Here is a 26,500-nt window from a genome sequence, read left to right on the forward strand (position 1 = left end):
CGGCGGGTGCGAAGGTCCGTCGTCAAAAGGGAAACAGCCCAGATCGACAGCTAAGGTCTCCAAATCCATGCTCAGTGGTCAAGGTGGTGGAGTTGTTCAGACAGCCAGGACGTTGGCTTAGAAGCAGCCATCGTTTAAAGAAAGCGTAATAGCTCACTGGTCTAATGACTCTGCGCCGAAAATGTAACGGGGCTAAGCATGGTACCGAAGCTTCGGGATCGCTTAGGCGATCGGTAGGGGAGCGTTCCCTGCGGGCAGAAGGTGTGCTGGAAGGCATGCTGGACTGCAGGGAAGTGATTATGCTGACATGAGTAACGATAAAACAGGTGAAAAACCTGTTCGCCGTAAACCCAAGGTTTCCTGGGTAAAGGTAATCTTCCCAGGGTTAGTCGGTCCCTAAGGCGAGGGCGAAAGCCGTAGCCGATGGAAAACGGGTTAATATTCCCGTACTTGCGCGTGTGTGCGATGGAGGGACGCAGGAAGGTAGGCAGGCCGGCTGTTGGCTTAGCCGGTGCAAGCAGGTAGGCTTGAGGGTAGGCAAATCCGCCCTCTTCAAGGCCGAGACGCGAGTCCGTGACCGCAAGGTCTGAAGCTGTTGAGCCTCTACTGCCTAGAAAAGCTCCTAAGTTTAGCGCGTGCGAACCGTACCGGAAACCAACACAGGTGGGTGGGGTGAATAACCCAAGGCGCTCGAGAGAACTCTGGCCAAGGAACTCGGCAAAATAACCCCGTAACTTCGGAAGAAGGGGTGCTCTTATGGGTGAAGGATTTACTCTCTAAGCCCACGAGAGCCGCAGAGAAATGAGGGTGGCGACTGTTTACTAAAAACATAGGTCTCTGCTAAGTCGCAAGACGACGTATAGGGACTGACGCCTGCCCGGTGCCGGAAGGTTAAGAGGAGAGGTCAGCGCAAGCGAAGCTTTGAATCGAAGCCCCGGTAAACGGCGGCCGTAACTATAACGGTCCTAAGGTAGCGAAATTCCTTGTCGGGTAAGTTCCGACCTGCACGAATGGCGTAACGATCTCCCTACTGTCTCGGCCAGAGACTCGGTGAAATTGAAGTCGCGGTGAAAATGCCGTGTACCCGCAGAAAGACGGAAAGACCCTGTGCACCTTTACTATAGCTTGACATTGGGTTTTGGGCTTGCATGTGTAGGATAGGTGGGAGGCTGTGAACCCTGTACGCCAGTATGGGGGGAGCCAACCTTGAAATACCACCCTTGCAAGTCTAAGGCTCTAATCCATACCCGTTACCCGGGATGGAGACAGTGTCTGGTGGGTAGTTTGACTGGGGCGGTCGCCTCCCAAACAATAACGGAGGCACGCAAAGGTTCCCTCAGCCTGATCGGAAACCAGGCGTCGAGTGCAAACGCATAAGGGAGCTTGACTGCAAGACAGACATGTCGAGCAGGGACGAAAGTCGGCGTTAGTGATCCGGTGGTTCCGCATGGAAGGGCCATCGCTCATTGGATAAAAGGTACGCCGGGGATAACAGGCTGATCGCGCCCAAGAGTTCATATCGACGGCGCGGTTTGGCACCTCGATGTCGGCTCATCACATCCTGGGGCTGAAGCAGGTCCCAAGGGTACGGCTGTTCGCCGTTTAAAGTGGTACGCGAGCTGGGTTTAAAACGTCGTGAGACAGTTTGGTCCCTATCTTCTGTGGGCGTAGGAGACTTGAGAGGGCCTGTCCCTAGTACGAGAGGACCGGGATGGACGCACCCCTGGTGGTCCTGTTGTCACGCCAGTGGCACAGCAGGGTAGCTATGTGCGGAAGGGATAACCGCTGAAAGCATCTAAGCGGGAAGCCTGCCTCAAGATAAGGTCTCCCTCTCTTCGGAGCTGAAGGGCCCGGGTAGACAACCCGGTTGATAGGCTGGAGGTATACATGCGGTGACGCATTCAGCTGACCAGTACTAATAGCCCGTGCGCCTTGTTTTCTTCTCTACACTTCCTTTCCACCCTGTTTGATTACATCTTTCGGTCCCGGCCGATGTGGCGGCGCTCAATAGCCAGCCTTGCCGGACGGTGACCAGAAATTTGTGCTGGTGTCCATGGAGGAGGGGGTACACCCGATCCCATTCCGAACTCGGAAGTTAAGCCCTCCATCGCCGATGATACTGCGTACTCTTGCGTGGGAAAGTAGGCCGATGCCAGCACTTATTTTACCAGGGATGCATAACCGCATCCCGACCACATCCGCGAAAGGCCCCGGTGAGCAATCACCGGGGCCTTCGTGCGTCTGGAAACCAAAGAGAATGCCTGCCGCTGTTTCAACAAGGCAGGTTACTGCCCAGTGCCGGATGGTGCTGTTGGTCCGGGATTGACGGCTGGTGCTGTTGTTGCGGGGGCAGTCCAGCGGGCCTGAGCCGAGTCCCCGCTGCCCGCCTGTGTTGTCGCGTTTTCCGTGCGCCTCCGGCACTTCGTCTGCCGTGTGCTTTGCGCTCATGGCATATCTTCCGGCACCATGCCCGCAAGGCAAGTTGCCGAAGCGCTGTCATACTGTTCATGCCCGGCGCGAGCACGCCATTGCTGCGCGGCATGCAACGGGGCGGTATGTTGACGAAGGGGGGAGGTGAGCGGAAGCGGGCTGTCGGTTCGTCAGGCCGTGGGGTACGGTTAGGATATGGAAGTCCGGGTGAGTACGCCAGAAGGCCATATCCGGCTCTGCACGGGCCCCTACCTGTTCTTGCGGCGCCATTCCCACGGTGGTGTGGGATTGCGGGCCTTCCACAGGCCGATGTTGGTCTCGCGGGCCTCGTCTGCGACGAAATACCAGCCCAGACAAGGGTAAGGCAGCCGACAATATTCCCCGTAGAACCACGCCTGCCCGGCGCGCAGCATGTCCCCATTGATGTCGCTGCTGAGGTCCGTCCCGTTGGCGCCACCTGTTGGGGCGTCGTCATCCTTTTGCGTGGGGGCGGGACCCTGAACCCACGGGAAGGGTGCCGTGCGCACATGGGCCACGTCACGCCCATAGCCGTCGCGGTCAATGGTCACAAGGTATACCTTGCGATCCATGACCATGCGCAGCAGCAGTTCGCGCGCCTTCTCGCCCCCTCGCTGATGCAGTTCCGGCGCATCGATGCCGTACAGGCGCACCCGCACGTCGCGCCCCCGCTCATCGCGTACCACGATGGTATCCCCGTCGGGCACGCCGACCACGCGGCCCTGCCACGGCTCCAGCCCGGCCAATACCCAAAGAGCGAGCGCCAGTAGCACCCCGAGCACAGAGCCGGGGCGTGCCAGCATGCGCCACGGGATGCGGCGGGGCAGCTGAGATCGGCGCGTCTGGCGCGGTAGCCGGAATGGAAACGATGCGGGCAGGCGCATGCAGCTCAGTTTCCAGCCGTCAGCGCATCAAGCTCGCGCTCGACCACGGGCAGCATGCGCTCCACGATGATCTGGACGCCCTTCGGGTTGGGATGCATGCCGTCGGGCAGGTTCAGCGCGCGGTCCAGCGCCACCCCATCCAGAAAGAAGGGATACAGCGTCAGGCCATACTGTTTTGCCAGTTCCGGGTACACCGCATCGAAGCGCCGGGCATAGTCGCTTCCCATGTTCAGCGGGGCGCGCATGCCTGCCAGCAGCACGCGGACGCCGTTCCTGCGGCAGATTTCGATGATGGCCGCCAGGTTGCGGTGCAGGTCGTCCACCGGCAGGCCGCGCAGGCCATCGTTGGCGCCCAGTTCCAGGATCAGCAGGTCTGGCTTGTCTGCCAGCGACCATTCCACCCGCGCAAGCCCCCCGGCGGATGTATCGCCCGAGACCCCGGCATTGGTGATGCGCACCGGGCGGCCCTTGGCGTGCAGCGCGGCGCCAAGCCGTTCGGGAAAGGCCTCGTCCGGTCCCAGCCCGTACCCCGCCACCAGACTGTCGCCCAGCACGAGGATATGCGGTATGGAGGTATTGCCGCCGCTGGCAGCCCGGGCCGTGGCCGGGGGCAGCAGCGCCAGCGCAAGGGCCGTGAGGGCCGACAGCACGCACAGCGCCGCCGTGAGGATCAGCGCCCGGCATGTCGGCAGGCCAGGCATCCGAAAAAGCGACGGGCATATCGCCACAGCCCGGCCCATCGTCTTCGTGGGCCGTCCCGCCGGGGCCAGCGCCCGGCATCTACCCCATCCGCCAAAGGTGATTCGCGTGACAGATCCGATCATTGTTCTCTCCGGTATACATCTCAACCTAGTGGGCGGTTCTGGCCAGGTCAACATCCTGCGGGGGGTGGACCTTTCCGTGCAGGCCGGAGAAACCGTGGCCATCGTGGGGCCGTCCGGCTCGGGCAAGACCACCACCCTGATGATCATGGCCGGACTGGAACGGCCAAGCAGCGGTACGGTGCGCGTGGCAGGGCACGACCTTGGCGGCATGGACGAGGATGCGCTGGCCCGGTTCCGGCGGGCGCATCTGGGCATCGTGTTCCAGTCGTTCCATCTGGTGCCCACCATGACCGCGCTGGAAAATGCCGCGCTGCCGCTGGAATTTTCGCATGCGCCGGACGCCCGCGACAGGGCCATGGCCGCGCTGGCTGCCGTGGGGCTGGAAGGCCGCGCCGGGCACTACCCGGCGGAACTTTCCGGCGGGGAGCAACAGCGTGTGGCGCTGGCGCGGGCCTTTGCCTCTGCCCCGCGCGTGATTCTGGCCGATGAACCCACCGGCAACCTGGACACGGAAACGGGACGCCGGGTCATCGAGCATCTGTTCCGCCTGCGCGAGGAGAACGCCACCACGCTGGTGCTGATTACCCATGACCGGGGGCTGGCCGCGCAGTGTGGGCGGCAGGTGCGCATGGAGGACGGCAGGCTGCACGAAGGTGCGGCGGCTGGCGTGCCGGATGCGCCGCTTGCGCCTGCGCAGTCTGACCTCGCGGGCGACGGAGAGCGCGCATGATCGGCGCGCGTGATCTTGGCCTGGCCTTCCGGCTGGCCCTGCGCGAATTGCGTTCCGGCCAGCGCCGACTGGCGGTGTTTCTGGGGTGCATGTTCCTGGGGGTGTTCGCCATTGCCGCCGTGGGGTCCATTTCCGAGGCGGTGCGGGCGGGCCTTGCGCGCGATGCGCGGGCCCTGCTTGGCGGCGACGCATCGGTGGAATTCGCCACCCAGCAGCCCCCGGCCGAGGAGTTGGCCTGGCTGTCCGCACGCGGCACGGTGAGCCAGGTGATCTCGCTGCGTGGGATGGCCCGCGCGGCAACACCCAACGGTGACGACACCGCCATGGTGGCGCTGAAGGGCGTGGATGCGGCCTACCCCCTGTACGGCGCGGTGACCCTGGACCCGCCCCAGTCGCTTGCCGATGCCCTGCGCGACGGCCCGGTGGCTGGCGGCAAGACCGGCGGTGACAAATCCGGCAATGGGCAGCCAGATAACGGCAAGCCCGGCGATGGCCCCCTTCTGCCTGGCGTGGTGGTGGACCCGCTGCTGCTGGAACGCTTCAGCGTGCGGGTGGGCGACGCGATCAGCGTGGGCACCCAGCGTTTCCGCATTGCCGCCACCCTGCTGGGCGAGCCGGACCGGGTGGTGCAGGGCATCACCTACGGGCCGCGCGTGCTCATGTCGCTGGCGGGGCTGGAGCGCACCGGCCTGCTGGTGCCCGGCACCCTGCTGCAAAGCGGCGCGCGGGTGCGTCTGCCCGGCCCCGACGGGATTGTGGGCAGCGATGCCGCGGCCCCTGCGTCCTCCGTTGGCCAGAGCCCGACCAATCCTTCACGTGTCCCCTTCCGTTCCGCCGACGAGGCCACGGTGGCGGCCTTTGTGGAAGCCGCCCGCACGGCCTTTCCCGATGCCGGGTGGCGCGTGGAATCTTACAGCCGCGCCGTGCCGCGCATCCGCAACCTGCTGGACCGGGTGGACACCGACCTCATGCTCATCGGCATCGCCGCGCTGCTGGTGGGCGGCCTTGGCATTGCCGAGGCGGTGCGCGGGTACCTTGCCAGCCGCATGGCCTCCATCGCCACGCTGAAGTGCGTGGGAGGCGGCGTGGCCACCGTACTGTGGACCTACCTGTTTCAGATACTGCTCATCGGCGGCGCGGGCATCGTGGCCGGGTGCGCCCTGGGCGCTGCCGTGCCGCACCTGGCCGCCGGGCTGACAGGCCAGTTCATTCCCGTGCAACTGGATGCGTCCATCCACGTGGCGCCGCTGCTGCGCGCGGCCCTGCTGGGGCTGGCCATCCTGCTGGCCTTTTCGCTGCGTCCCCTGCTGCTGGCCGGGGCGGTGCGTCCGGCCACCCTGTTCCGGGGCTACGTGGCGGGCGGCGGCAACGGGCTGACCCCGGCGGGCCGGGTGCTGGTGGGGACGGGATTTGCCGTGCTGGCCGGGCTGGTGTGGCTGTTCACGCCCGACGCGCGGCTGGCATGGGGGTTCATGGCCGGGTGCGCGGGGTGCTTCGCGGTGTTCCGCGTGGTGGCCTGGGGCCTGCGGGCCGGGGCGCGCCGCGCGCCGCATGCGGGCAATCCCAGCGTGCGGCTGGGGCTGGCGTCCATCCACAGGCCCGGCGCGCCCACGGTGAACATGGTCTTTGCGCTGGGGCTGGGCCTTACCGCACTGGTGGGCATTGCCCAGGTGGAGCGCAACCTTAACGCGTCCCTGGCCCGCGACCTGTCACGCGATGCCCCGGCGTTCTTCTTCATCAACGTGCTGCCCGACCAGGTGGCGGAATTCGAGGCGCTGGGCAATGCCCCCGGGGTCACGCGCATTGACAACGCCCCCATGGTGCGCGGACGCATCGTGCGCATCAAGGGGGCGCCCGTGCAGGACGTGGCCGTGGCCCCCGAAGCCCAGTGGGCCGTGCGCGGCGACCGGGGGCTGAGCCATGCGGCCACGCCCCCGCCGGACACGGAACTGACGGCGGGCACGTGGTGGCCGCCCGACTACAGCGGGGCGCCCATCATATCCCTGTCGGACGATCTGGCGCGCGGCTTCGGCGTGACCGTGGGCGACAGCCTGACCTTCAACATTCTGGGGCGAGAGGTGACGGCCACCATCGCCAACGTGCGCAAGGTGGACTGGATGACTTTCCAGTTGCAGTTCGCCGTGCTGTTCGCGCCCGGCCTGCTGGACCGCGCCCCGGCCACGTGGGTGGTGACGGCCTATGGCTCCGGCGCGGGCATGGACGGGCTGTACCGCACGGTGACGGCGGCGCACGCCAACGTGACGGCCATCAGCATGCGCGAGATTCTGGGCGAGGTGCGCGTGCTCATGGAACGCATGGGCGTGATGTTCCAGGCCATGGCCGGGGTGATGCTGGCCACCGGGCTGCTGGTGGTGGCCGGGGCCATTCTGGCCGACCGGCAGCGGCGCATCTACGACGCGGTGATCTACAAGGTGTGCGGGGCCACCCGGCGTGACATATTGCTGGCGCTGGTCACGGAATTCCTGACCACGGGGCTGGTCACCGGGCTGTTCAGCGCGGGGACGGGCACCCTGGCCGCATGGGCCGCCGTGCGCGGCCTGCTGAAGCTGCCCTTTGCCGTGTACCCCGGCGTGGTGGCGGGCACGGTGGCCGCGTGCGTGGCCTTTGCGCTGGTGTTCGGGCTGGCGGGCACTGCGCGCGCCCTGAAGGAAAAGCCCGCGCCATATCTGCGGAACGAGTAGAAACAGGCGCCGTTGGGCGTTCGTATTGCGGCGGAAACGAAAAGGCCCCACGGAGGTTCCGTGGGGCCTTGATGCATTCGCGCTGCCCGCCATGCAGGAGCGTCAGGCGTCCTGCGTCACGGCGTCCTCTTCCATGGGGGTCAGATCACCCTCAAGGCGGGAAACCACAACCGCGCCGGTCGCATCGCCCAGAACGTTCAGGGTGGTGCGGGCCATGTCCATCACACGGTCTACGCCCGCCACAAGGGCGATCCCTTCCAGCGGTATGCCCACCTGCGTGAAGATCACCGAACACGCCGATGGGAGCGTAAAGCATGACGATATTCGTGACACGCACCATGACCTCTGCCACCTGCTCGAAAAATCGCAGCAGCGGCCGTCCTGTCTCACCCACGGAGCTCAGCGCGAAGCCGAAAACCACGGCAAAGAAGATGACCTGGAGCATGTTGCCCTTGGCCATGGCGTCCACGGGGTTGATGGGGACGATGTTGAGCAGGGTGTCGACCATGTTCGGCGGCGTGATGTCCTTGGCCTTCAGCCCCGTGGTGGCAAGATTCAACCCTGTTCCCGGCTCGACGAGATTGGCGATGAACAGGCCGATGGCAACGGCGAAGCCGGTGGTGGCGAAGTAGTAGATAAGGGTTTTCGTGGCCACGCGGCCCAGCTTGCGGGCATCGTCGATGCCCGCTGCACCGGCCACCAGCGTGGCGAAAACCAGGGGGACGACCACCATGCGCACAAGACTGATGAACAACTGACCAAGGGGCTTGAAGAACGCCGCTTCCACGTGTATGGACGGGGCCACCATCCCGGCCAACAGGCCGGCGGCCATTCCTATGGCCATCTGCGTCGGAAGACTGAGCTTGCGGACTCCTTGAGACATGGGATGCTCCTCTGGCTTCAGTGTAATGGGGGTTCGCACCCCGTTACGCCGGGCGGCGCGCGGTGGCAGCCGCAGCCGCCCGGCCCGGGGCATATGCCTCTTACGGACATGCACGTTTCAACGCGAGCATCCTTCCTTCCTGCTCGCCGCGCCTAGTCGATATCCTGATCCGGCTGGAGCAATGGCGGGCTGCAATCCACGGTTTCCGGGTACTTCAGGCCCGTGCCCGTGTTCAGCAGCACCACCCGGTCCTTTCTCCCTATCCAGCCCCTGCGGCGCAGTTCCATGGCTGCGGCCAGCGTGGTGGCGCCCTCGGGGCAAATGAACGCGCCTTCGCGCAGGGCGATCATCTTTTGCGCCTTCAGGGTGTCCGCGTCGTCGATGGCGATGGCGCAACCGCCGGTCTTGGCGATCGCGTCCAGCACCAGGAAGTCGCCAAGGGCCTTGGGCACGGTGATGCCGAACGCGCAGGTCCGGGCATTTTCCCAGAAGGTCGATTCCTTCCGTCCCTCATCAAACGCCTTGACGATGGGGGCGCACCCCGTTGCCTGAACGGCCACCAGCCGGGGCAGCTTGTCCCCGATCCAGCCCATGGCCTGAAGTTCGCGCAGCCCCTTGTAAATCCCGATGAGCCCGACGCCGCCACCAGTGGGGTACAGGATCACGTCCGGGACTTCCCCCCCGAACTGCTCGGCAAGCTCCAGGCCCATGGTCTTCTTGCCCTCGATCCGGTACGGCTCCTTGAGGGTCGAGGCGTCGAACCATCCGTGCGCCTTGACCGCTCGCGCCACGATCTTGCCCGCGTCGGAAATGAGTCCGTTGACCAGGAACAGCGAGGCGCCGGTAACGGCGATTTCCTTGCGGTTCATTTCCGGCGCGTCCTTGGGCATGACGATGACCGAACGGATGCCCGCCGGGGCGCAATAGGCGGACCATGCGCCCCCGGCATTGCCGTTCGTGGGCATGGCAAGCGTGGCGATGCCCAGTTCCTTGGCGCGTGAAACGCCCACGGTCGCGCCGCGCGCCTTGAAGGTGCCGGTGGGAATGATGCCCTCGTCCTTCATGTACAGTTCGGGCATGTCCACGTCCGCGCCCAGCCGCTCGAAATGCACCAGCGGCGTCATCCCCTCGCCAAGGCTGACGATGTTGCGCGCATCGCGCACCGGCAGCAGTTCGCGGTAACGCCACAGGGTGGCGGGCCGCTTCGCCAGGGCGTCCTTCGTCAGGGCCCTGGCGGCCTTTTCGAGATCGTAGGTGACAAGCAGGGGCGCGCCGCATTCGCAGAGCTGGATCACCTTTTCGCTGTCATAGGTGGCCCGGCATTTGGGGCACAGCAGGTTCTTCACAAACATCTGGGTTCTCCTCAGGCTTTCGAGGTGGCGATGGCTTCGATCTCTACCCGGACGCCGCGCGGCAACGCCGCCACGGCCACGCAGGAGCGCGCTGGCGGGTCGGTCGGAAAGTACGTGGCGTACACTTCGTTCACCGCCGGAAACTCGGCCATGTCGGTGATGAACACCGTGGTCTTCACGACGGCATCAAGCCCGCTGTCGGCGGCGGCAAGCACGGCGGCGAGGTTTTCCAGGCTCCGCCGGGTCTGGGCCTTGATGTCCGTTCCCTCCACCTCTCCCGTTTCGGGCTGAAGAGGTATCTGCCCCGAGGCGAAAACGAGTCCCCCCGCCTTGATGGCCTGCGCGTAGGGGCCAATGGCCGCCGGGGCCAGTTTGGTGACGACAGTTTCTTTCATCCGGGTGCTCCTTTTGGTTTCGGCGGCGTCAGCGCTGGCCGCCCTTGATCTGGCGCATGTAGTTGTAGACCGTGTAGATGGACACGTTCATGGCCGTGGCGACGTAGCTGACCATGCCCTTGATGAGGAACGCGCCCTCGCCATCAAGAATACGAATGAATTCAAGCTTTTCAGCTCTGTTCATGCCCGAAGGGTGCCTGCCCGCCTTGCGAATGGCCGCTTCCATGACCGCGTCGTTGGTTTCGTTGATGTAGGCGGCGAAGGTTTCACCCACTCCCTTGTCCTCAAGCGAATCCACGCGGGTAAGGTCGTCTATGGCGCTGTGCATTGCCTCGAACTCGCTCAGGTCGAAGTTGAGACAGAATGCGCCGATGACCCGGCCCGCCCCGTCGCGCAGAAAGCTCGTGGACGATTTGAGTCGGTGACCGCCGCGCGAGGTGCTCGGATAATTCACGAGGTCGCGCACCGCATCGCCTTCCTTGCGCCATGCCTTGATCACGAGGTTGGTGATGGGAGCGCCCAGGTTGCGCCCCGTAACCGTGCCCTCGAGGTGAACCAGCGAATGCTCGAGATCCTGGAAGTCGTGCAGGGCTATTTCGCAATTGCGGCCAAAGGTGCTCACCACCGTGCGCGCCACCTGCTTCATGTTCTCGAAAATGATCGCGCGCTCGGCCTGATCGCCAGAGGCCCGCGTGGTGTTCGCTGTTGTTGCACCGGTGGTGCGTTGCGGCTTTTTTTCCGAAGTCATGCCAATCTCCTTGTTCCCGTTTGCACAACCACTATGGCGCGCTGGAAATATCACGTCAACAAATTTTTGTTTTTTAAAAAATTTTTTATATACGATCCGCTTCTGAAACGGCACACAGGGCCGGGCATGCCCATTGCGTGAAAAGGTGTGGCGCGCGGCCCGGCTGGAATGGGCGAGGCAATCTCTTGCCTCTTGCCGGCACTGCCTGCAGAGCGCTGTCGGGCCATGTGCGCCGCACTCTGTGCCACGGCATGGCGGGGAGGCCGGGCGGTGGCGTGTGTGCGGTTGGCGTGTGTGCTGTCCCGGTCGACCACGCCCCCAGCACGCCATTGTCCACGGAGTGTTCACGATGACGCGGCGGAGGGGGCAGCCCCGTACGAACGTATGGCAACGGGGGGCGGGATGTTGGGGGGCTTGTGTGGGGAATGCTGTCGGGAAATGAAAAAGGACCTGGAGCGGGGTGCTCCAGGTCCTTTGGTCTCTGGTGGGTCGTGCGGGGCTCGAACCTGCGACTCTCTGCTTAAAAGGCAGATACTCTACCTACTGAGTTAACGACCCGAAAGGGAGAGGTCTTATACGCTGGGTTGCGGCGGGCGTCAAGAATGCCGCAACGCCTGTTCCGCAAGGCCCGCAGGGGGGAGTGCGGCTGCCGGGGCTATTCCGCCGCCACCCGTTCCATGCCGCCCATGTAGGGGCGCAGCACTTCGGGTATGACCACCGATCCATCTTCCTGCTGGTAGTTTTCGATGACCGCCACCAGGGCGCGGCCAACGGCCAGGCCGGAGCCGTTCAGGGTGTGCGCGAATTCGGGCTTGCCGCCGCCTGCCGGGCGGAAGCGGATGCCCGCGCGGCGCGCCTGGAAGTCGCCGCAGTTGGAGCACGACGAAATCTCGCGGTAGGTGTTCTGGCCGGGCAGCCAGACCTCGATGTCGTAGGTCTTGGCCGACGAGAAACCCATGTCGCCCGTGCACAGGGTGATCACCCGGTAGGGCAGGCCCAGGCGTTGCAACAGCACCTCGGCGTGGCCGCGCATCTTTTCCAGTTCGTCGAACGAACGATCCGGATGGGCGAAGCGCACCATTTCCACCTTGGTGAACTGGTGCTGGCGGATCAGGCCGCGCGTATCCTTGCCGTAGCTGCCCGCTTCGGAGCGGAAGCACGGGGTCATGGCCGCGTAGCCCAGGGGCAGCTGCGCTTCTTCCAGCGCTTCGTCCGCGTGCAGGTTGGTCAGCGGCACTTCCGCCGTGGGGATCAGGAAGTAGTCCCACCCTTCGAGCTTGAACAGGTCTTCCTCGAACTTGGGCAGCTGGCCGGTGCCGGTCATGGTCTTGCGGTTGACCATGAACGGCGGGATGATTTCCACGTAGCCGTGCTCGGTGATGTGCGTATCCAGAAAGAAGTTGGCCAGGGCGCGTTCCATGCGGGCCGCCCAGGTGCGGTACACGGCAAAACGGCTGCCCGCCAGCTTGCCCGCGCGCTCGAAGTCCAGCCCGCCAAGGGCGGTGCCGATCTCCCAGTGTTCCTTGGGGGCAAAGGAGAAGGCGCGGGGCTCGCCCCAGCGCAGCACCTCGGGGTTGTCGGCTTCGCTGCGGCCAAAGGGCACCGAGGCGTCGGGAATATTGGGCACGGCCAGCAGCCAGTCGTTGACGGCGGCCTTCACCTCTTCGGTTTCGCGGTCCAGGTCCTTGATGCGGTCGGACAGGCCGGACAGGCTTTCCAGCAGCGGGGCGGCGTCTTCGCCTGCGCGCTTCATGCGGGCCACTTCGCCCGAGGCCTTGTTGCGTTCGCCCTTCAGGGCTTCCACCTCGGCCAGCAGGGCGCGGCGGCGTTCGTCCAGGGCGGTGAATTCTGCCATGTCGAGCGACGAGCCCCGGTCGGCCAGGGCCTTGGCCACCACTTCGGGGCTGCGCTGCAGCAGTTTGAGATCGAGCATGCGGGGGTTCTCCTTGTGGAAAAAAGACGCCGGAGAATACCCGTATCGCGCGAGGGGCGTCAACACGCGCGCCGCAGGATGCCCGGAAGAAGGTGCGGCAACGCAACAGGATGACCACCTGGTGGCAGGCAGTACCCGTATGTGAGGGATCGAAGGCGAACGAGATGGAACTGTGTCGGGCTGTACGATGCGCGGCGGCACCGTTGCTGCGGATAACAGGAAGGATGAAGCGCGAGCCAAGGGCAGGGAGAGAGGGGGGCGTGTACGCGGGGGGCCGCGGCGACCGAAAAGAGCGGAACCGTGCGGCTCTCTTCGGGGCGGCTCTCTTCGGGCCGACTCTTTTGGAGCGGCTCCTTTCGGGCCAACCCGACGGAGGGCGGCGAGACCCTGCCGTCAGGCTGTCCCCGTGCGCCGGGCGATGCCCGATGCCGGTCGTGTGACCGGCGTGCGCGCGGGGGCGGACGCCGATCAGTTGTCGGACATGACCTCGGGGGCGACGCGCATCTGTTCGGGATGCAGTTCGCGCAGGTAGTCGATGAGGGTGTGGTAATCCTCGTCGTAGACCATCTCGTCGCTGTCGTCGCGCGCGTAGAAACCCGCCCAGGCGGGCGCGCGCAGCGAAGCGGGCAGGCCTTCGCGCGATTCGTCGGTAAGCCACACCACCACGTTGGCGCCCTTGCGCACCAGCGCACGGGTAAACGCAGGCACACCGCGCGGGGTCAGCGCGATGACGTAACCCAGCGCCAGCAGGATGCGGTGGGCGCGGGTACGGGTGTCCTGGATGCGGCCGATCTTCTTCAGCCGGTTGCGGAACAGGGCCGCCTCGCTGTCCTTGCGAGGCTGGATGTCCTGCCGCGTCACGGGGATGCTGGAATGACGGGCGGGCATTTGTGAAACCTCCATCAGAGAGTGTATCTGTCCCGGATGGTTCCGGGCGTTGTTTGATTGAACAGCCTACATGGTTGCGCTGTCAATCATTATCTTCACTATGGGAGTTGAGATGGCCCATGTCAATGGTGAGAGTAAGGACTCAACAGGCCATGGTGGGGGTAGAATTTTTTGAATTCGGCCCCCCCGCCCCTGTCCGGCCAGGGTGAGCGCACGTCCAATGCCTTGTGAAATAAGGAATTATCAGCAAGTCCGGGGCGGGGTGTTCGCAAGCAACAGTCCGGAGTGGGACGGTCAGAAAAAATGTCTGAGCGAACAGTTTATATGCTTCCGCACAGGGGGGGTTCAATTTTTTTTACGAAAGAGTTTGCCGCACCCTGGCGGTCAGAGGATGTGTTTTCAGGTAATTTGATGAATTTACAGTACAAAACAAAACACCGCCTGCTGAGGGCGGTGTTGGCACGCGGGTTGCTATATCCCAAGTACCTTCCTTTCTTTTGCAGACAGCTTTTCCTCCAGAACGGCTTGCGGGCGGTCCGCAAGCCGTTCTGCGTTGTGGCGCGGGATGTTTTTGACTCGCGCTCCCGGTACCCGCCAGCACCCGTCCGGCACCGGCGGCCACTGCCGGGCCTTGCGCCGCGGGCGGTCAGCTTTGCACGGCCTTGTTGACCATGTTGGCCACGGCGCGGGCGGCATCCTCGTCCACATCCACATACTTCAGCCCCAGCAGGTAGCCCCCGGCGGAGTATTCCGCGCGGGTCACCTCGGCTATGGCTTGCAGGTACTGGTCGGCGTCGTTCTCGTACACCTTGAAGAACCCCGGCGAATACTTGTTCAGCGTGGGGATGTGCACGCGCACCTGCAGCTTGGTGCCCGGCTCGAAGGTGCGGGGGCTGTGCACGCTGAGCCCGCCGGCGCTGATGTCGCAGCACTGGGTTTCGAACCGGCCCTGGCTGGACGGGGGAAACCTGATCTCGCTGGCCTCGACGGGAAAGGGCTTGGGAAGGCGGAAATGCTTGCGCCGATCGGTGGTGGAGTCTGTCATGGTCCCGAAGTCTCCTGGCGGGGGTGGAAATGAGGCCGGGGCGCGGTTCCTGCCGCCGTCCTTCCTGCAAGGACGGGGTGCGCTGCCCGGCGGTGCTCCTGCGGGCCTCCGGCCCGAGCCATACAGCAAGGGTATCACACGCGGTGGTGCCGCGCCACCCTGCGTCGCATCCGGTCGGGCACTGTGGCGCGGGCGGCGGCAAGCCCGTGCGGGGCACGGTCATGGCGGGGTACGCGACACTTTTGGGCGCCCGGCCTGGTCGTGCGGCGCAGCGGCGGGTGTGCGCAAGGGCACGCGGCATGGGGCCGCACCGGGTGCCTGCTGACGTGCGCGGGCAGCCCTTTTCCTGCCGTGCCTGCACGAATCCGATGAAGTAAGTGGTCATTGACTTTCCGGAGCAAAGGATTATCAGGTGCGGAACGTATACCTGCCACGGAGGAATTCAGTCCATGCTCAAAATCGCCCTGCCTTCGAAAGACGGCATCATTGACGAACATTTCGGCCACTGCGAGTATTATACCCTGCTGACGGTGGACGAGACCCGCAACATTGTGAAAGAAGAGCGCCTGACGCCGCCCCCCGGCTGCGGGTGCAAGTCGAACATCGTGCCCGTGCTGGTGGACCTTGGCGTCAGCGTTCTGGTGGGCGGCAACATGGGCGAAGGCGCCGTGATGACGCTGCGCCGCCACGGCATAGAGGTGGTGCGCGGCGCGTCCGGCCCGGTGCATGACGCCGCCCGAAGCTGGCTGGACGGCCATCTGACCGACCGGCAGGAACTGTGTACATCCCACGGCCATCACGGCTGCGGTAACCATTAGCGGAACGCCGACGGGCTTCGCGGGGCGAAGCGTCGGGCGGCGGGCCGAAGGATCGACCCACATGTCCGAGACCACGCTTTGCCCCTGCGGCTCCGGCCTTGCGCTGGATGCCTGCTGCGGCCCCTACGTGCGCGGCGAAAAGCCCGCCCCCACGGCGGAAGCGCTGATGCGCTCGCGCTATTCCGCCCACTGCCTGCACGCCTTCGACTACCTGGATACTTCCACCCACCCGGCCATGCGCGAGGAAGTCAGCGTTGACGAGATGCGCGCCTGGTCCGAGGCCGTGGACTGGAAGGGTCTGGAAGTGCTTTCCGTGAAGGGCGGGCAGCCCGGCGACGAAACCGGCGAGGTTTCGTTCGTGGCCCACTATGTGCTGGGCGGCGTGCCGCAGGAACTGCGCGAGGACAGCTTTTTCCGGTGCGAGGACGGCGTGTGGTACTACGCCGACGGCCTGGTGCACGGGCAGGAGCCGTTCCGCCGCGAGGCCCCCAAGGTGGGCCGCAACGAGCCCTGCACCTGTGGCAGCGGCAAGAAGTTCAAGAAGTGCTGCGGCAAGTAGCCTGACCGCCGCCTGATTTCGCGCCGGGGATGGAGGGATGCCTTCCGTCCCCGGCGCTGTTTTTTCGGGGGCGGGTTGGAGCGGCGACTGGGCGTGCGGGCAGGTGCTGGTACGCCCGATTCGCCCCATTCCTCCGGGCTGCCCGGATCAGTTCAGTTCAGTTCCGTCCGGTTCCGTCCGGTCCTGCCGTCCCATCCTGTCGGTTCTGCTTGCGCTGCCGGGGCAGCCCGGCCCCGTGACGCTCCGCCCCCTTGCCCTTCCCCCCGGTATCTGCTTTGCTGCGCGCAATCACGGAGCATAGCCATGCGCACCTTTCTGTTCGTTCCGCCGCTGCCCCGCATGACCGGGGGACTTGCCGTGCTGTACCGCATGGCCACGCACCTGCACGCCGCCGGGTATCCGGTGTTTCTCGTCCCCCGCGAAGGGGGCGCGCCCGGGCTTGATCCCCATAATTCGCCCGCTCCGGTAATGGGTTGGGATGAGGCGGCCGCAGCCGTGGCCCCGCAGGATGTGTGGCTGGTGCCGGAAGGTTGGGTCAACGCGCTGGCTCCCGGCTTGCGCGTTGGCGCGCGGTGCGTGGTGTACGTGCAGAACTGGGCGTATCTGCTGTCGTCGTTGCCGCCGGGCGTGGCCTGGCCGCAACTGGCCGTGTCCTTTCTGGCCGTGTCCGACCCGGTGGCCTGGTATACCCGCGAGGTGACCGGGCGCGAGGCCCCGGTGCTGCGGCCCGGTATCGACCTTGAGCTGTTTCGCCCGGCCTGGGCGGAGAGGGCGGAAGGAGCGGGTGCCCCCGGTGTCTCTGATGCCGGAGGTGCCGGGGGAGAGATTCCCGACGCCCCCCCGCAGGGGCCGGTGCGCATCGCCTGGATGCCGCGCAAGAACCGTGCGCTGGCCCAGCAGGTGCGCGACCTGCTGACCGCCCGGCTGGCCCTGTCCGTCTCGCGCGGCGAGCGCCTGGTCGAGGTCGAGTGGCGCGAGATTCATGGCCGTTCCCATGCCGAGGTGGCCGACCTGCTGCGCGCATCGCACGTGTTCCTGGCCACCGGGTTTCCCGAGGGCTGCCCGCTGCCCCCGCTGGAGGCGCTGGCCAGCGGCTGCCTGCTGGTGGGCTTTGCCGGGTTTGGCGGCTGGGACTACATGCGCCAGGCCCTGCCCGGCGGGGTGACCCCGTGGTGGACCGGCGGCGGCCCCGAGGCGGACCCGGCAAGCGGCGGCATGGACCTGCCACCCAACGGCTACTTTGCCGCCGACGCCGACGTGGTGGCCGCCGGGCTGGCCCTGGAACGGGCCGTGCGCCTTGCCGCCACGGGCGGACCGGAACTGGCCGCGCTACGCCGGGCGGGCCTTGCCACGGCGCGGGCCTGTTCGCTGGAACGCCAGCGTGAGGCGGTGCTTGCGCTATGGGAGCGGGTTGCCAAGGGCGAGCTGTTTCCCGCCGCGCGCACCTAGCCAGGTCTTCCCTGGCGTTGCCGCAGGTGCCTGCACACTGGACAGGCACCCCGCGAAGACGCATTTTTTCCGTGCTTCCGATGAACATTCGTGACGCCACGCGGCGTCTGCCCGTGCCGTAGCCTTCTGCCCGCCCGCCTGTCATTCGTGTGGGCGAGAGCGCATGGCCGGTTCCATACGCGTGTGCGCGCCATCACATAAGGAATCCGCATCATGTCCAAAAAGAAAACGGAACGCCCCGCGCCGGAAAGCCTGGGGCTGCCCTGTACCGGCGTGGAATCGCACGCCCATCTCGACGGCAGCGAGTTTGACGCCGACCGCGAGGCCGTGCTGGATCGCGCCCGCGCTGCCGGGGTGGCGCAGTTCGGCAACGTGTTCCTTGGCCCGGAAAAATGGAGGGCCAACCGCCACCTGTTCGCGCAGCGGCCCGAGGTGTTCTTTCTGCTCGGCATCCACCCCTGCGAGGCGCAGGCCTGCGACGATGCGGCCCTTGCCGTCATGCGCGATGCCTTTGCGCAGGACGACCGCTTGCGCGCCGTGGGCGAGATCGGCCTGGATTTCTACTGGGACGACTGCCCGCCCGACATCCAGCGCGTGGCCTTTCGCGCCCAGTTGGCCATGGCCCGCGAGGTGGAGCGCCCGGTGGTGATCCATTCGCGTGATGCCTTCGACGACACCATGCAGGTGCTGGAAGAGGAAGGCTTTTCCGGCTACCCGCTGCTGTGGCACTGCTTTGGCGGCGACGCGACGCAGGCCGCGCGCATAGTGGCGCACGGCTGGCACGTCTCGCTGCCCGGCCCGGTCAGCTACCCGGCCAACGAACCCCTGCGCGAGGCCGCGCGCACCCTGCCGCTGGACCGGCTGCTGCTGGAAACCGACTGCCCGTACCTGTCGCCCGTGCCGTACCGCGGCAAGCGCAACGAGCCCGCCTACATGGTGTTCACAGCCCAGACCGTGGCCCAGGCGCGGGGCATGGACGTGGCCGAACTGTGGACGGTGGCCGGGGAGAACGCGCGACGGTTCTTCGGGGTGTAGCGTCGCCGTTTGCGGCATGCCGGGAAGGGGAATGTGCGGATCGTCGTGACGGCGCACCGTCGCCGGGGAGGGCGCATGTCTGACCACAAGATGCCAAACGATGCCACTGCCGTGTCGCCGCAAGATGATGCGGGCGGGCGTACGCCGGACGGCGAAATGCCGGATAGCCGCGACCCGGACGGTCGTGTGGTGAACGGGCGCACGGAGGAGGGGCGTACGCCTGACGAAATTCGCCGCTTGGACCGGGCGTTGGCCCTGTTCGAGGCCGGGGCGTGGTTTACCTGTCACGAGGTGCTGGAACACCTGTGGCTGGACGAAACCCGGCCCCAGCGCGACGTGTACAAGGGCATCCTGCAGATTGCCGTGGGCCTGCTGCACGAGGAAAACGGCAACCGCGCCGGGGCGTTGCGCCTGCTGGAGCGTGGAGCCGGGCATCTGTTGCCGTTTCTGCCCGCATGGTTCGGAGTGGATCTGGCGGCCCTGCGGGAGGAGGCGGTGCGGCTGCGCGCGGTGTTGGCCGATGTGCCACCCGACCAGCGGCTGGATGCCACGCGCTGGAAGGAATTGCTGCCGCGCGTGCGACATGCGGATTGAGCGAGAGAAACGAAAACGCCGGACACGAAAGTGCCCGGCGTTCAGGTTGTCGACAAAGCCTGTTTTTGTACGCCTCCGGCGGCCAAGGGGCTGCCGCCCCTTGGGACCCCGGTTTTTGTGTTCGCGTAATATCTCGGAGACACAAAATAAAAGTTTTTGGGGGAGGGGGTACGGGGGAGGAGCCCCTTTTTCAAAAGGGTCCCTCCCCCGCAAGAATCTAGGTTTGTCAGCAGTCTGACGCCGGACACGAAAGTGCCCGGCGTTGTTTTTTTGCGAGAAGCACTGCGGTAACCTGTCCGGCGTCGTCCATTCTCCGGCTTGCTCAGGCCGTGGCCCCCGCCGGGTGTCCGAACCCTTCCAGCAGCCGGGCGATGAACCGGTCCACCAGCGCGTGTTCCGGCAGGCCGGTGACGCATGCGTTGTCCAGCATGCGCGTCGCAAGGCCGGGCAGGGCGGGCACGCCCACCCGCGTTTCGGGCAGTCCGGCCAGTTCCGGGCTGTCAGGCAGCAGGGGCAATTGGGGCAGGTATTCGTCTTCGGCGCAGGCCACGCACGGACCGGCAAGCCGGTTCAGGGCCAGCACCTGACGGTGCAGACCGAGTCCGTGCGCCAGCCGGGCGATGTCCGCTGCCGTTTCCAGGCTGCGCAGGCCAGGCTCGCTGACCACCGCCAGGCCGTCCACTGCCGCCACGGTGCCTCGGCCAAGGTGTTCCACCCCGGCCTCCAGATCCACCAGCACCCATTCGCGCCGGTCGTATACCAGGTGGGCCAGCAGGGCCTTCAGCAGGGAATTGGCCTCGCAGGCGCAGCCGCCCCCGGCCCCGGCCACAGACCCCATGACCAGCAGCCGCTTGCGTCCCGGCGCAATGCCGGGGGCCGCATCCCCCCCAAGGGGAACATCCACCGCCAGCGCCTCGGGCAGGTCGCCCACCTCCGGCGTCAGGCTGATCATGCCCGTGCCGATGCGCTGCATGATCAGGTCGCGCCGTTCCACCAGCGGCACCGGCAGTCCGTCGCGCGCCAGACCCGACGCGCGCCCCAGTGACAGGGCCGTGTCCGCATCGATCATCCACACGTCGTGCCCGTGCCGGGCCAGATAGTCCGCCGTCCAGGCCGCCAGCGTGGTCTTGCCAGCGCCGCCCTTGCCTGCGAATGCCAGTTTCATGCGTGCCTCCTGCGTGGCGTTCGTTTCGGAAGGGAGAGAACCGGGGGCGGGGAAGGGACCCTTTCAGGAAAGGGTCTCCTTCCCCGCCCCCGGACCCCCACCCCATCCCCCCAAAGCTTTCGAAAGGGGTGGCGCCGGATGGTGCGGAGATTACCCGGCAGGGGCTGTTTTTATGGTCCTTTCGTCCGTCAGCTAGCCGCTCCGGTGGATATGTGGCGTACCTGTTGCCCTGCGTACTCCGGTCGGGACCGAAGCCCCGGAGCTGGGCCGAGGCAGGAAGTGCCTGCCCCGGCCCGTCCCGGTGCGGGAAGGCGCGGCCACGGGCCGGTGACCGCGCCGCCGGGTAATGGGTGTCGCGCAGCCGAAGGCTCAGTTATGCGGAAAGGCCCAGCTTTTGGCGGCGCTCCACGATATGCGCCTCCAGCAGGTCCGCCGCCTTCACCGGGTCGGCTTCCACCATGAACGCCGCGCCCACCAGCCCGTTCAGGCCGTCCACGGCCATGCCGGTCACCACGTCGCTGCCCAGGATGTTGGGCGGCAGGCCGAGGTGGGTGGGAATGCCGCTGGCCACGGCGTACAGGCCGATGGCCGCCGCCTTTTCCGAATACCATTCCGGCGACGAGGCCCCCACGGGCAGGTCGCTGATGTCCACGCCCAGTTCGTCGGCCAGCAGGCCGCACAGTTGCAGGATGCGCGAGTTGTCCACGCAGCTGCCCATGTGCAGCACCGGCGGCACGCCCAGCGCCTTGCACACGGCTGAAAGGCCCGGTCCGGCCATGTCGGCGGCCTCTGGCATCAGCAGTCCGGCCTTGCCCGCCGCCGTGGTCACGCAGCCGGTGGCCAGCACCATGATGTCGCGGCGGATGAGTTCCTTGGCCAGGCCCACGTTGCCGGAATCCTGCATGATCTTGGGGTTGTTGCAGCCCACGATGCCCACGAACCCGCGAATCTGCCCGGCCTTCACGGCGTCCAGCAGCGGGGCGGGGGTGCCGCCCAGCGCGGCCAGGATGGCCTCGTTGGAGAAACCTGTGGTGATGGGTACCGGCTGCACGGGAATGCTGACCCGCGCGGGGTCGCGCCTGGTGAACGCATCGATGGCCAGCCGCACGATCTCGCGGCACTTTTCCTGCGCGTTGTGGGGGTGCACCTCGATGTGGGTGGCCCCGGTAAACCGCCCCTTGGGCGAGGTGGTCACGAAGCGGGTGTGGTAGCACGCGGCAATGCGCACCAGGCTGGGCATGATGCACTGATAGTCGGCCACGATGGCATCCGCCGCGCCGGTGACGATGGCCAGTTCGGTCATCAGGTGGTTGCCCGCCATGGGAATGCCCTGGCGCATCAGCAGTTCGTTGCCGGTGCAGCACAGCCCGGCCACGTTCAGGGCGGCGGCCCCGGCATCGCGGGCGGCCTGCTGCATGGCGGGTTCGCGCGCGGCGGCCAGGATCATTTCCGACACCACGGGGTTGTGGCCATGCACAAGGATGTTCACGGCGTCTTCGCGCAGCACGCCCAGGTTCACGGTGGACTGGCGGGGCATGGGCGTGCCGAACAGGATGTCCGACAGCTCGGTGCCGATCATGGACCCGCCCCAGCCATCGGCCAGCGCTGTGCGCGCGGCGTGGGTCAGCAGGCTGGCGGGGTCGTTGTCGCAGCCCATGTGGGTGCGGTGCATCATTTCGGCGATTTCGCGGTCAACGCCGCGCGGGGTCATGCCCAGGCGTTCCCACAGTTCGCGGCGGACCTTGGGGGCGCGCTTCAGAAAGGCCAGTTCGCTGCGGCGGCTGCCGAAGTCGGCGTAGCAGACCTCCACCAGGTCGCGGGCCACGTCCAGGGTGGGGCGGGTGTCCGCTTCGGCCACGCCCAGTTCGGCGGCGATGCGGCGCAACTTGGCCTCGTCGCGGATGGTGTAGCCGGGGGCATGGCCTTCCACCACGGCTTCCAGCGTTTCGATCAGGTCGCGGCCATGGTCGGAGTGCCCGGCGGCGCCGCCCGCGATGAACCGGCCGAAGTTGCGGGCCACGATGACGTCGGCGTCCGCGCCGCACACGCCGTAGCGCATCTTGCCGTCCTTGCGGTTGGCGATGCGGCAGGGGCCCATGACGCAGTTGCGGCAGGTGGTGCCCAGTTCGCAGAATTTACAGTGGGGCGTCTGCTCGCGCATGCGGTCCCACGCGGTGGGGATGTTTTCGGCTTCGGCCTTGCGCAGCATCTGCCGCGCGTCTTCCCACAGTGTGCGCTCGTTCTCGGGGGTTCCGGAATTCATGTTGCCCTCCCTGGGCGGTGGCCCCGCTGGGGGGCCGCTGCGGTTGCACCGCGTCCGCTGCCGTTTCCCGCGACGCGTGCGGACGCATCCGCCGCCCCCGCACGTCCTCTCCTGCGCGCGGGCGGCACTGTATGGCACGAACGTAGCGCGGCAGGAAGGGTGAGTATGTCGGCTAGCCGACAGAAGGCGCGAAGGTGCGGAAAAAAGGGATGGCGGGAAAATGCGGGCACGGAAGCTGGCGTTGGCGGGCAGCGACGACGAGCGGAAACCGGGGCAGGGCGCGGCCTTGCCGCAAGAAATGGCCGGGCCGGGTAGTGGTCGCAGGCAGGGGGCGTCCCGTTGGGCGAGGCCCGTGGCAAGGTGCGGGCCGGGACGGGCCAGAACGGAGTTGGTGAAAGGCCGGGCGGGCTGGAAAAGGGAGCCGCTACGCGCTGGCCAGTTCGCGCAGGCGGTCCATGTCGCGCACGCGGTAGGCCCCGCGTCCTACGCGTTCAAGGATGCCGGAGCGGATCATGTCGTTGAGCAGGGTGGACACGGTCTGGCGGGTGGCCCCCACCATGCCGGCCAGTTGTTCCGTGGTCAGGTCCATGCGGATGATCTGGCCGCTGCCGGGCTGCACCGATGGGGCGGGCATGGCGTGGTGTCTGGTCGGGGTATGGGCGGGGCGCGGCGTGGCCGGGATGCGGGCGGGGGCATGCGCGGGAACGCCATCCGGGATTATCGCCACTCCCGTGGCGGAGGGCGCATTTTCCGCCGCGTCCATTTCTGCAAGATATGTCGGGTCGGTGGAGTCGGGGGCGGGAGCGCGCTCGGCCTGCTCCAGCAGCAGGGAGGCCAGGCGGGTGTTGCTGTCGCGGAACACCAGCCCCTCGATGAGAAAGAAGGTGGAGCGCAGCATCTGCCCCAGCACCCGCACCATGATGGCCGAAACCTCCGGCAGGTCGGTCATGCGGCGGCGGAAGGCGCGGGTGTCTGCCAGCAGCACTTCGCCGTCGGCCAGCGCCTGCACGTGCGCCCCGGTGTGGCTGCTGTAGATGTCGCCCCGTTCCAGAAAGGCCAGGGTGAATTCCTTGCCCCCGTACGAAAGGTACACCCGGAACCGCCCCGACTTCACCACCAGCACCAGGTCCTCCTGTTCGTCGGGCCAGAAGATGCCCTGCCCGCGCGCGACACGGCGCACGGAAAACATCTCGCGCAGGGGCGCGCTTTCGGGGCGCTCCAGTGCTTCCAGCAGATCGACGTCGGAGAGTTTCATCATCATGGTTGCGGCTCCTGCGTTCCGGTAGGGGCGACGGATGGCATCGGTGTATCGGTGGCAAGCGTGGAACGTACATTCCAGCATGGCACAGCCGTCTGCCCGGAGCAACGCATCACCTGTGCGGCGCGGATGCTGTGGATGCCCAGAAGCCAGATACGGGGACGCGGGCGTGCGTGGCGCGGAAAAATTGCGCGTCCCCGCGCCCTCGCCACGCGGCGACGGCACGGGGATGCGGAAAAGGCGGGAGGGGGGAGGCGCGAGAGGTTGTTCAGGCGACCGGCAGGCATCGCGTGCGGCGGGCAGGCCGGGATGCGGCCCGGCGCGTCTCGCGTTATTCCAGCCCCGCCTTGCGAAACGCCTCCGCAATGCTCTCGGCGTACGGGGCGCGCAGCACGCCCACCTCGGTGACGATACCCGCGATGAGTGCGGCGGGGGTCACGTCGAAGGCAAAGTTGTATACCGGCACCCCGTCGGGGGTGATCTGGGTGTCGCCCACGTGGGTGACCTCGCGCGGGGTGCGGTCCTCGATGGGAATGTGGTCGCCGTCGGGGGTGTTCCTGTCGATGGTGGACAGCGGCGCGGCCACGTAGAAGGGCACGCCGTGTTCGCGGGCCAGCAGGGCCACGGAATAGGTGCCGATCTTGTTGGCGGCGTCGCCGTTGGCGGCAATGCGGTCGGCCCCCACCACCACCTTCTGCACCATGCCCTTGCGCATAAGATGGCCGCAGGCGTTGTCGCAGGCCACGGTGACGGGGATGTGGTCCTCGTGCAGTTCAAAGGCGGTCAGCCGCGCCCCCTGCAGGAAGGGCCGCGTTTCGTTGGCGATGACCGAAATCTTCTTGCCCGCGTCCACCGCGCCCCGGATGACCCCCAGCGCGGTGCCGTACCCGGCGGTGGCCAGCGCGCCCGCGTTGCAGTGGGTCATCACCGTGTCGCCCTCGTCGATCAGCGCCGCGCCGTGGCGGCCCATGGCGCGGTTGATCTCGATGTCGTCGCGGTGGATGCGCCGCGCCTCCGATTCCCATAGCGAGAGCAGCGTGGCAAAGGGCGCGTGCCCGGCGGTTTTCCACACCTTGCGCATGCGGTCCACGGCCCAGCGCAGGTTCACCGCCGTGGGTCGCGCCTTGGCGATGCGCTCCAGCAGGCCGTCCAGCACCGGGTGCCAATGGTCGCCCGCCTCGGCGGCCTCGTACGCGGCCAGCACGCAGCCCCACGCTGCGGTGACGCCGATGGCAGGCGCGCCGCGCACCACCATGACCTGCAAGGCCGTTACGATGTCTTCCGTGGTGCGGCACACGAAATCTTCCTGCCGGGTGGGCAGCAGGCGCTGGTCGAGCAGGATCAGGGCACGCTGGGCGGCGTCGTAGCGGATATGGTGTTCCATGGGGCCTCCGTGGAGTGGTGCGCGGGTGTGGGCGCGCGTAACGGGTGCGCGAAACGGGCGCGTGGGTCTGGCGTGATGTGATGGGCGCACGGGATGGCCCGCGATGCACCTTCCCCGCCGGGTGTACCGTCCCGAAGGCCCCTCGGCAAGGGTGCGGCGCAGGAATGTACGCGGGCAACGGCGGCAAGGGATGAACCGGACGACCCCGGTGTTCTTGTCCCCATCTATGTTGCCCGCCGGGGCTCACGTCCGCATGTGTCGTGGGGCCGCGGAATCCGTGGCTGCCCGGTCGCGCAACAGCGTTGCACCCCGGTGTCAGGTGCTCCGGCTACACCGCCAGATCCGCCGCGTCGGTCACTTCGGCAAACACCCCGTTCAGGGCAGCCAGAAAGGTTGCGCGCACCGTGTCCGCGTCCACCTGCGTGCCGCCATACGTCAGCGCGGGAGATGCCGTGGCGTCGCCCGCCACCCGGCAGCGAAAGCCCAGGTCGAAGGCGGCGCGCACGGTGGTGTCGATGCACATGTGGGTCATCATGCCCACCACGATGAGATCGGTGACGTCGATTCCGCGCAAGTGTTGGAGCAGTTCCGTGTCGCGGAAGGAATTGGGAACGTTCTTGGTCAGCACGGCCTCGCCGGGCAGGGGGGCCACCAGCGGGTGGATGTCCGCCCCTTCCGTGCCGGGCAGGAAAAAGGTGGAGCCGGGGCGGATGCTTTCGTGGCGGATATGCATGATCGGCATGGATGCCGCGCGGCAGCGGGTCAGCACCTCTGCGGCGCGGCGGCCCGCGTTCTCTGCATCGGGCAGGGCCATGCGCCCGCCGGGAAAGTAGTCGCGCTGGATGTCCACGAGAACGAGTGCGGTGACGGGGGCCGCGGGGGCTGCGGCGGGGTTGCTTGCAGATGCGGACGACATGGCGGCTCCATGAAGTTGTCGGGTTACGGTTGGAATGACTGTGCGGACGGGGCGGATGGACCAGGCGGGCCGCCAGACGTTTCCATGGCCGGGCCTCCAGAACGGGCCGCGCCGGTGTGGCGCGCCATATATTGATAGCATTCCCGAACCCGGCAGGCGAGGCCGGGCAACGTCAATCCGCAGGAATGGCCCGTTCTGCCGCCGGATTGTCCTGATCCGCAGGTGGC

Annotated in this window: 21 protein-coding genes, 1 tRNA gene, 2 rRNA genes and 1 pseudogene (1 of these 25 running past the window's edge); 9 read left to right on the forward strand and 16 right to left on the reverse strand. The window is 66.5% G+C overall.

Going from position 1 to position 26,500, the window contains the following annotated elements:
• Window positions 1-1,940: ribosomal RNA gene (locus DESTE_RS11720) — 23S ribosomal RNA — on the forward strand; it begins 988 nt to the left of the window's first position.
• A 103-nt stretch (window positions 1,941-2,043) separates the two neighbouring features.
• Window positions 2,044-2,158 (forward strand): 5S ribosomal RNA (gene rrf / locus DESTE_RS11725).
• A gap of 520 nt (window positions 2,159-2,678) precedes the next feature.
• On the opposite strand, the gene DESTE_RS11730 is transcribed toward rrf, so the two are convergent.
• Complete coding sequence (locus DESTE_RS11730) at window positions 2,679-3,251, reverse strand: thermonuclease family protein (RefSeq protein ID WP_035070238.1); 573 nt, start codon at window positions 3,249-3,251, stop codon at window positions 2,679-2,681.
• Window positions 3,252-3,337: 86 nt separating this feature from the next.
• Window positions 3,338-4,033 carry an arylesterase gene (locus DESTE_RS11735; RefSeq protein ID WP_245590833.1) on the reverse strand — a complete coding sequence of 232 codons (696 nt, stop codon included), beginning with the start codon at window positions 4,031-4,033 and terminating at the stop codon, window positions 3,338-3,340.
• A 97-nt stretch (window positions 4,034-4,130) separates the two neighbouring features.
• Here DESTE_RS11735 and DESTE_RS11740 point away from each other — a divergent pair, with 97 nt between their 5' ends.
• Together DESTE_RS11740 and DESTE_RS11745 are read left to right on the forward strand one after the other, a co-directional pair.
• Window positions 4,131-4,886, forward strand: coding sequence for an ABC transporter ATP-binding protein (locus tag DESTE_RS11740; protein WP_035067813.1), 756 nt, complete (start codon window positions 4,131-4,133; stop codon window positions 4,884-4,886).
• Window positions 4,883-7,588, forward strand: a complete 2,706-nt coding sequence (locus DESTE_RS11745) for an ABC transporter permease (protein WP_051384440.1) — start codon at window positions 4,883-4,885, stop codon at window positions 7,586-7,588. Before DESTE_RS11740 ends, DESTE_RS11745 begins: the two co-directional genes overlap by 4 nt.
• A 102-nt stretch (window positions 7,589-7,690) precedes the next feature.
• Here the strand turns inward: DESTE_RS11745 and DESTE_RS18625 are convergent, their stop codons facing one another.
• The 9 genes and pseudogenes from DESTE_RS18625 to DESTE_RS11785 form a co-directional block, all read right to left on the reverse strand.
• The gene (locus DESTE_RS18625) at window positions 7,691-7,978 is read right to left on the reverse strand and encodes a cation:dicarboxylate symporter family transporter (protein WP_342665718.1); all 288 of its coding nucleotides are present in this window, start codon (window positions 7,976-7,978) and stop codon (window positions 7,691-7,693) included.
• A pseudogene (locus DESTE_RS18630) lies at window positions 7,935-8,564 on the reverse strand (dicarboxylate/amino acid:cation symporter); the annotation flags it as partial. The gene DESTE_RS18625 and the pseudogene DESTE_RS18630, both read right to left, overlap by 44 nt.
• Window positions 8,565-8,623: 59 nt before the next feature.
• Window positions 8,624-9,823: a threonine synthase gene (locus tag DESTE_RS11755; RefSeq protein WP_035067815.1), complete on the reverse strand. Its 1,200-nt coding sequence runs from the start codon at window positions 9,821-9,823 to the stop codon at window positions 8,624-8,626.
• Between the two features lie 11 nt (window positions 9,824-9,834).
• Window positions 9,835-10,218 (reverse strand): RidA family protein, encoded by a 384-nt coding sequence (locus DESTE_RS11760; protein WP_035067817.1) that lies wholly within the window; start codon window positions 10,216-10,218, stop codon window positions 9,835-9,837.
• 28 nt (window positions 10,219-10,246) lie between these two features.
• Complete coding sequence (locus DESTE_RS11765; RefSeq protein WP_035067819.1) at window positions 10,247-10,966, reverse strand: helix-turn-helix transcriptional regulator; 720 nt, start codon at window positions 10,964-10,966, stop codon at window positions 10,247-10,249.
• A 482-nt stretch (window positions 10,967-11,448) separates the two neighbouring features.
• Window positions 11,449-11,524: transfer RNA gene (locus tag DESTE_RS11770), tRNA-Lys, on the reverse strand.
• Between the two features lie 97 nt (window positions 11,525-11,621).
• Entirely contained in the window at window positions 11,622-12,899 is a 1,278-nt protein-coding gene (gene serS / locus DESTE_RS11775) for a serine--tRNA ligase (protein ID WP_035067821.1), read from the reverse strand.
• A 468-nt stretch (window positions 12,900-13,367) separates the two neighbouring features.
• Entirely contained in the window at window positions 13,368-13,787 is a 420-nt protein-coding gene (locus DESTE_RS11780) for a hypothetical protein (RefSeq protein WP_035067823.1), read from the reverse strand.
• 646 nt (window positions 13,788-14,433) lie between these two features.
• A complete protein-coding gene (locus tag DESTE_RS11785) occupies window positions 14,434-14,832 on the reverse strand; it encodes a PilZ domain-containing protein (protein WP_035067825.1) in 399 nt (132 codons plus the stop codon).
• 449 nt (window positions 14,833-15,281) lie between these two features.
• Between DESTE_RS11785 and DESTE_RS11790 the strand changes: the two genes are divergently transcribed.
• The 5 genes from DESTE_RS11790 to DESTE_RS11810 all read left to right on the forward strand — a co-directional run bounded on the left by DESTE_RS11790 (window position 15,282) and on the right by DESTE_RS11810 (window position 19,287).
• On the forward strand, window positions 15,282-15,650 hold the full coding sequence (locus DESTE_RS11790; protein WP_035067827.1) for a NifB/NifX family molybdenum-iron cluster-binding protein: 369 nt from the start codon (window positions 15,282-15,284) through the stop codon (window positions 15,648-15,650).
• A 61-nt stretch (window positions 15,651-15,711) separates the two neighbouring features.
• The gene (locus DESTE_RS11795; protein WP_035067829.1) at window positions 15,712-16,209 is read left to right on the forward strand and encodes a YchJ family protein; all 498 of its coding nucleotides are present in this window, start codon (window positions 15,712-15,714) and stop codon (window positions 16,207-16,209) included.
• A gap of 303 nt (window positions 16,210-16,512) precedes the next feature.
• The gene (locus DESTE_RS11800) at window positions 16,513-17,658 is read left to right on the forward strand and encodes a glycosyltransferase family protein (protein ID WP_035067831.1); all 1,146 of its coding nucleotides are present in this window, start codon (window positions 16,513-16,515) and stop codon (window positions 17,656-17,658) included.
• A gap of 213 nt (window positions 17,659-17,871) precedes the next feature.
• The gene (locus DESTE_RS11805) at window positions 17,872-18,693 is read left to right on the forward strand and encodes a TatD family hydrolase (RefSeq protein WP_035067833.1); all 822 of its coding nucleotides are present in this window, start codon (window positions 17,872-17,874) and stop codon (window positions 18,691-18,693) included.
• Between the two features lie 75 nt (window positions 18,694-18,768).
• Window positions 18,769-19,287 carry a DUF309 domain-containing protein gene (locus DESTE_RS11810; RefSeq protein ID WP_245590834.1) on the forward strand — a complete coding sequence of 173 codons (519 nt, stop codon included), beginning with the start codon at window positions 18,769-18,771 and terminating at the stop codon, window positions 19,285-19,287.
• A 322-nt stretch (window positions 19,288-19,609) separates the two neighbouring features.
• Here DESTE_RS11810 and DESTE_RS11815 read toward each other — a convergent pair whose 3' ends face one another.
• The 5 genes from DESTE_RS11815 to DESTE_RS11835 all read right to left on the reverse strand — a co-directional run bounded on the left by DESTE_RS11815 (window position 19,610) and on the right by DESTE_RS11835 (window position 26,273).
• Complete coding sequence (locus tag DESTE_RS11815; protein ID WP_035067835.1) at window positions 19,610-20,452, reverse strand: ATP-binding protein; 843 nt, start codon at window positions 20,450-20,452, stop codon at window positions 19,610-19,612.
• A 373-nt stretch (window positions 20,453-20,825) separates the two neighbouring features.
• Window positions 20,826-22,715 carry an anaerobic carbon-monoxide dehydrogenase catalytic subunit gene (gene cooS, locus DESTE_RS11820; protein ID WP_035067836.1) on the reverse strand — a complete coding sequence of 630 codons (1,890 nt, stop codon included), beginning with the start codon at window positions 22,713-22,715 and terminating at the stop codon, window positions 20,826-20,828.
• 424 nt (window positions 22,716-23,139) lie between these two features.
• Window positions 23,140-23,976 (reverse strand): Crp/Fnr family transcriptional regulator, encoded by an 837-nt coding sequence (locus tag DESTE_RS11825; RefSeq protein WP_156925337.1) that lies wholly within the window; start codon window positions 23,974-23,976, stop codon window positions 23,140-23,142.
• Window positions 23,977-24,304: 328 nt separating this feature from the next.
• Entirely contained in the window at window positions 24,305-25,357 is a 1,053-nt protein-coding gene (gene mtnA, locus DESTE_RS11830) for an S-methyl-5-thioribose-1-phosphate isomerase (protein WP_035067838.1), read from the reverse strand.
• A 328-nt stretch (window positions 25,358-25,685) separates the two neighbouring features.
• Complete coding sequence (locus tag DESTE_RS11835) at window positions 25,686-26,273, reverse strand: cysteine hydrolase family protein (RefSeq protein WP_051384442.1); 588 nt, start codon at window positions 26,271-26,273, stop codon at window positions 25,686-25,688.
• Window positions 26,274-26,500 lie beyond the last annotated feature (227 nt).

The sequence above is a fragment of the Nitratidesulfovibrio termitidis HI1 genome (assembly GCF_000504305.1).
GTDB classification, from domain to species: domain Bacteria; phylum Desulfobacterota; class Desulfovibrionia; order Desulfovibrionales; family Desulfovibrionaceae; genus Cupidesulfovibrio; species Cupidesulfovibrio termitidis.

Coding starts and splice junctions, on each gene's coding strand:
- DESTE_RS11780 (WP_035067823.1), bottom strand. CDS start 13,787: ATGCCCGCCCGTCATTCCAGCATCCCCGTGACGCGGCAGGACATCCAG.
- DESTE_RS11825 (WP_156925337.1), bottom strand. CDS start 23,976: ATGATGATGAAACTCTCCGACGTCGATCTGCTGGAAGCACTGGAGCGC.
- DESTE_RS11735 (WP_245590833.1), bottom strand. CDS start 4,033: ATGCCTGGCCTGCCGACATGCCGGGCGCTGATCCTCACGGCGGCGCTG.
- DESTE_RS11730 (WP_035070238.1), bottom strand. CDS start 3,251: ATGCTGGCACGCCCCGGCTCTGTGCTCGGGGTGCTACTGGCGCTCGCT.
- DESTE_RS11755 (WP_035067815.1), bottom strand. CDS start 9,823: ATGTTTGTGAAGAACCTGCTGTGCCCCAAATGCCGGGCCACCTATGAC.
- serS (WP_035067821.1), bottom strand. CDS start 12,899: ATGCTCGATCTCAAACTGCTGCAGCGCAGCCCCGAAGTGGTGGCCAAG.
- DESTE_RS11785 (WP_035067825.1), bottom strand. CDS start 14,832: ATGACAGACTCCACCACCGATCGGCGCAAGCATTTCCGCCTTCCCAAG.
- DESTE_RS11815 (WP_035067835.1), bottom strand. CDS start 20,452: ATGAAACTGGCATTCGCAGGCAAGGGCGGCGCTGGCAAGACCACGCTG.
- mtnA (WP_035067838.1), bottom strand. CDS start 25,357: ATGGAACACCATATCCGCTACGACGCCGCCCAGCGTGCCCTGATCCTG.
- DESTE_RS11810 (WP_245590834.1), top strand. CDS start 18,769: ATGTCTGACCACAAGATGCCAAACGATGCCACTGCCGTGTCGCCGCAA.
- DESTE_RS11745 (WP_051384440.1), top strand. CDS start 4,883: ATGATCGGCGCGCGTGATCTTGGCCTGGCCTTCCGGCTGGCCCTGCGC.
- DESTE_RS11765 (WP_035067819.1), bottom strand. CDS start 10,966: ATGACTTCGGAAAAAAAGCCGCAACGCACCACCGGTGCAACAACAGCG.
- cooS (WP_035067836.1), bottom strand. CDS start 22,715: ATGAATTCCGGAACCCCCGAGAACGAGCGCACACTGTGGGAAGACGCG.
- DESTE_RS11760 (WP_035067817.1), bottom strand. CDS start 10,218: ATGAAAGAAACTGTCGTCACCAAACTGGCCCCGGCGGCCATTGGCCCC.
- DESTE_RS11790 (WP_035067827.1), top strand. CDS start 15,282: ATGCTCAAAATCGCCCTGCCTTCGAAAGACGGCATCATTGACGAACAT.
- DESTE_RS11835 (WP_051384442.1), bottom strand. CDS start 26,273: ATGTCGTCCGCATCTGCAAGCAACCCCGCCGCAGCCCCCGCGGCCCCC.
- DESTE_RS11795 (WP_035067829.1), top strand. CDS start 15,712: ATGTCCGAGACCACGCTTTGCCCCTGCGGCTCCGGCCTTGCGCTGGAT.
- DESTE_RS11800 (WP_035067831.1), top strand. CDS start 16,513: ATGCGCACCTTTCTGTTCGTTCCGCCGCTGCCCCGCATGACCGGGGGA.
- DESTE_RS11805 (WP_035067833.1), top strand. CDS start 17,872: ATGTCCAAAAAGAAAACGGAACGCCCCGCGCCGGAAAGCCTGGGGCTG.